Annotated in this window: 4 protein-coding genes; all 4 read left to right on the top strand. The window is 38.8% G+C overall.

The window, feature by feature from the left end; all coding sequences use genetic code 11:
* The first annotated feature begins 2 nt into the window (after positions 1–2).
* Complete coding sequence (locus PVV59_RS09545; RefSeq protein ID WP_273755849.1) at positions 3–158, top strand: AlpA family transcriptional regulator; 156 nt, start codon at positions 3–5, stop codon at positions 156–158.
* A gap of 103 nt (positions 159–261) precedes the next feature.
* The gene (locus PVV59_RS09540; protein ID WP_273755848.1) at positions 262–807 is read left to right on the top strand and encodes a hypothetical protein; all 546 of its coding nucleotides are present in this window, start codon (positions 262–264) and stop codon (positions 805–807) included.
* Between the two features lie 5 nt (positions 808–812).
* Positions 813–2,420: a YfjI family protein gene (locus PVV59_RS09535; RefSeq protein ID WP_273755847.1), complete on the top strand. Its 1,608-nt coding sequence runs from the start codon at positions 813–815 to the stop codon at positions 2,418–2,420.
* 577 nt (positions 2,421–2,997) lie between these two features.
* Positions 2,998–3,704, top strand: a 707-nt coding sequence (locus tag PVV59_RS09530) for a DEAD/DEAH box helicase family protein (RefSeq protein WP_273755846.1), incomplete at its 3' end; no start/stop codon positions are given.

Raw genomic sequence — 3,704 nt, 5'->3', positions numbered from 1 at the left:
AATTGCTTCATATGAGTGTTTCAACATTCCGCCGTCATGTGACCAATGGCTCTTTACCAAAGCCTTTAAAATTTGGTTTTTTATCGCGTTGGTTACAATCGGATCTGATTAATGTCATAGAGCAAGCCAAACAGCAACGTTATAACGACGTCGCATAAATGAAAACCTTGTCACGTAAGGACGGACAAGGCTTCCCATTTTCACTCAAAGAATGAATAGCAAAATCCGTCCTATGGTGCAATAATCATAGGATAAAAAAATATGTTTTCTTATATAAATGCTCGGGGCATCACAAATGCCGTGCGTGGGGTTTGGTATGGGCGTTATGGAAGTGCCCGTTGTCCAGCCCATGATGATCAATTGCCTAGCTTATCTCTTTCCAATGGACATGATGGGCGTCTTTTACTCACTTGTTATGCTGGCTGCTCTTTTAGAGAGATCATACAAGCGCTTAGAAGAATTGGCTTGCTGGGGAAACAAGCCTTTGTTGATAAAGCTTATGATCATAGGCTTTCTTTCTCAAAACAGTTTTCTGCTGATTTATGCTTTCACGGCAAATGTCCACACCCATTAGGAATGACACTGCCCGCGTTGGTTGCTCTTGTTAAGGGGGCTGGTTCCTTTGCCATTCATAGAACCTTTTTAAAAGCCAATGGCTGCAAAACAGATCAGAAACCAGCAGATGATGCGGGTTGTAAAGCAGGTTTTACCCTAGCTGCGCGTGCTTATAGCCAAGGCTTTGAGGTCTTTATCATGCAAGCCCCTAACACTTTAGATTTCAACGATTTTCTCTATTATTCAAGGTAAGTAATATGAAACAAGATAATAAAAATATTTTAGAGAATAATACCCCCGTCAATGATAACAATAATCTCTCTTTAAACGGTCATGCTTGTTTAAAAGCCATTCCTTATGAAGTCGCCTTGCAACAAAATGGGTGGAAGGAATTGCAACCGATTGAGAGTGCTCTTTTACCCGTCGAGCCTTTTAAAGTATATCTGCTCCCAACACCATTAATAGACTATGTTTATGACGTTGCTGATATTCAACAATCTTCTATCGATTTTGTGGCTATCTCTGCTTTATGCGGTTTGGCTGCTGTCATTGGTAATGGCGTGCGTATCGCTCCAAAACAACATGCCAATTGGACAATTGTTCCTAATCTCTGGGGCGCTATTGTGGGGCAACCTTCAACGATGAAAACACCGACCATGGAAGCTGCTTTAGCTCCTCTCTATGCCTTTCAAGAGGAATGGTATCAAGAATGGATAAAGCAGAAAAAAAGCCAAGAAACAAAAGATATTCTGATTGAATTAGATAAACGAGAAAAGAAAAAACAAGCCTGCAAAGCACTCAAAGATCAAGACGAGGAACAAGCCCTTGCTCTTCTTTCTCAAGCTCTTGAAAACAAAGAAACTGATGATGATGACACTCTTAGAAAACGACGTCTTATTGTCAATGATGTCACGGTCGAAAAGCTTGGGGAATTGTTAAAAGAAAACCCCCGTGGTCTGTTGTTGGTTCGTGATGAATTATCTGGTTTTTTAGCCAATTTGGAGAGAAAGGAATATCAAGCAGACCGTTCTTTTTATCTCACAGCTTTTAATGGCAATAAGCCATACACCTATGACCGTATAGAGCGTGGAACCATTCATATTTCCAATGCAACCCTTTCCGTCATTGGGGGCATTCAACCCTCTCGAATTATTCCCATTATTCAAGCCATGCACCGTGGAATAAATGATGATGGTTTATTGCAACGGTTTCAAATGCTGGTCTTTCCCGATGAACGAAAAGAGCGTGACTGGGTTGATAGACCGCCCAATCAAAAGGCATGGGAAAACTATCAAGAGGTCTTTCGTTCTCTTTATAATAAACCATTAGGATCACCAAAACACCCCATGACCATACGCTTTTCTGCTGATGCTCAAGAGATGTTTCGTGAATGGTGGGAAAATTTTCAAAAAACAATCAAAGGGGGGCATTTCTCTGCAAGTTTACAAGCACATCTTTTGAAAATGGATAAAACCATACCAACCCTTGCGTTGATTTTTGAATTGAGTGAAGGCGGGCGTTTTGAAATCAATAGAGATGCCCTTGAGAGAGCTTTGTGTTGGGAAAAATATCTGATAAGTCACGCAAAACGTCTTTATGCGGCGGGGGATACAGTAACAGCAGAGCGTGCAAAATTGATTGTCGAACGTTGTGATCATTTACCCGATGTTTTTACTTCACGTGATGTTTATAAACGTGATTGGAAATGTTTAAAGGACAATGAAGCCGTTAAGCAAGCTTTAGAGCTTTTATGTCGTTGTAACTATATTCGTCAAATAGCAAGTAATCATAGCTCTAAAGGCGGTCGACCTACCATACATTATGAATGGCACCCCTTAGTGACAAGTCATAAGACATCACACTGAGGCAATTTGGAAATCTTATAAAACATTAAACAATATAACAGTGAACCTTCAAAGCACTCCCCATCATTAGTTTTGGGGGGGTTTTAGGGGTTTTGGGGGGCGCTTTTTACCCATTATTATTTTATTTTTTGAATACAAAATAAAAGTTATTATATTTCAATATGTTAGTATTTTACAGATCTTAAAAAAACAACCTATATTGATAACACAACCTCTAAATTCAACCAATAACATACGTTTTGTAGGGGTTTTGGGGGTTTTAAAAACAGACAAAACCTATGGTAAAATGCATCAAAATGATCATTCTGATATTTTAAAGCCCATAGTGCATTTGTTTTGATTAACACGTTAATTAACATATCAAATAAATAGCAAATTTCACTACTGTGCTGATCTAACCATGCGTCATAGGCTGTGGATAAATAGCCTTTTAAAGCCCCTTTTGAAAAAATTTATCCGTTTTTATGCATTTTTCTGCATTTTTTCTCAATTCGTCCAAAATGGATTTAATAAGCTTCATTTTGATTCTTTTGAAAAGAATTAAACACATTATAAAAAAACGGAGCTCTGTTATAATATGCTGCAATCTCTTAAGTCTGATCATGAACATGTCACTTTACGCTCTCTCTTACAATCTTATCGTAATCAAGCGATATCAGATGAGGATAAGCAAGCTGCTTTTGAAAAGTTTGTTATAGCCTATTTAACACAAGACCCATTGCAAAAGCAGGAATACGAAAGGGTTCAAACTTATAGAGAAGTCGCTGATGAAAAGGGGTGGAAAGGAAGCGATATAGACACTGATATTGATTTGGTCGCAAAAGTTCGTGATCAAGAGGAATATGTTGCTATTCGCTGTCAATTTTATGAGACCAATCATCAGATTACACAAGAGGATATTGAAAGCTTTATCGCTATCTCTGGCAAAAGCAGGTTTAAATATCGTCTTCTGATTGATAGCACGGAAGGGGAATTAAGCGAAAATGCCAATACCATGATTGAAGGACAAGCCGTTCCGGTTTATCGGATACATCTCTTTGATATGGAAAACAGTCAAATCGATTGGGGGATTTTTGATAAGACAGGCAAAATCGTCCTTTACGAGCGAAAGAAGAAAAATCTTTTAGATCATCAGATAGAAGCACTAAAAGCTGTTTGTGAAGGTTTAAAAGAAGCAGACCGTGGCAAGCTGATTATGGCGTGTGGAACGGGCAAGACTTTTACTAGCCTTAAGATAGCAGAGACCATAGCAGGTCAAGGCAAGCATGTTTTGTTTTTGGTGCC

Origin of the sequence: Bartonella sp. MM73XJBT.G (assembly GCF_028618435.1) — a bacterium.
GTDB lineage: Bacteria > Pseudomonadota > Alphaproteobacteria > Rhizobiales > Rhizobiaceae > Bartonella.
Note: the sequence above shows the minus strand (reverse complement) of the source record. Positions and strands in the feature narration are given on the sequence as shown.

Excerpts from the sequence above, each read along its gene's own strand:
- PVV59_RS09540 (WP_273755848.1), top strand. The coding sequence starts at position 262 with ATGTTTTCTTATATAAATGCTCGGGGCATCACAAATGCCGTGCGTGGG.
- PVV59_RS09535 (WP_273755847.1), top strand. The coding sequence starts at position 813 with ATGAAACAAGATAATAAAAATATTTTAGAGAATAATACCCCCGTCAAT.